The organism is Pseudoalteromonas sp. MMG007, assembly GCF_018100985.1.
Taxonomy (GTDB): domain Bacteria; phylum Pseudomonadota; class Gammaproteobacteria; order Enterobacterales; family Alteromonadaceae; genus Pseudoalteromonas.
The window spans coordinates 1-573 of sequence record NZ_JAGJEI010000051.1 but is presented as its reverse complement, the minus strand read 5'-3'; the positions used below and the strand labels follow the sequence as shown (position 1 = coordinate 573).

Genomic DNA, 573 nt, shown 5'->3' with positions numbered 1-573 from the left:
CAATTGAGAGGTAGGCTGTGTAGAGTTGGTAGATCTGCCAATTGCTCTTTCCAGTACCCTAATTGAGTATTCAACACCTCATCTTGCAACCAGTTTCTCTGCCAGTGAGCATAATCTGCGTATTGAACAGAAAGTGGCGGCAGCGGGTTGCCCTGACCTGACTTATAAGCAGTATAAAGCGCACTAAACTCTTTGACCAAAATCCCCATAGACCAGCCATCTGAGGCAATATGATGTAAAGTCACCAGCATTACATGGCTATGCTCTGCCAATTTGTATAGTCGTGCTCGGATCATCAAGTCTCGAGTCAAATCGAAAGGCAAACTGCCTTCTTCTTCATTAGCTTGGTCAATTACCACCTGCTGCTGAATTTCTCTCAAACCACTAATGTCACTAAAAAATAATGGTAACGACGATACCTCACGGAACACCTGAATCGCATCACCTGAATCATCAGTGGTAAAACATGTACGTAAACTTTCATGGCGCTCAACAATTGTGTCCAGCGCCTGCTGTAGGGCTTCTTGGTCTAATTCACCCTCAAGACGAAATGCACTAGGCATATTATAGTGA

At 44.2% G+C, this 573-nt stretch carries 1 protein-coding gene; it reads right to left on the bottom strand.

Going from position 1 to position 573, the window contains the following annotated elements:
• Positions 1 to 573, bottom strand: a 573-nt coding sequence (locus tag J8L71_RS18370) for a condensation domain-containing protein (RefSeq protein WP_247655378.1), incomplete at both ends; no start/stop codon positions are given.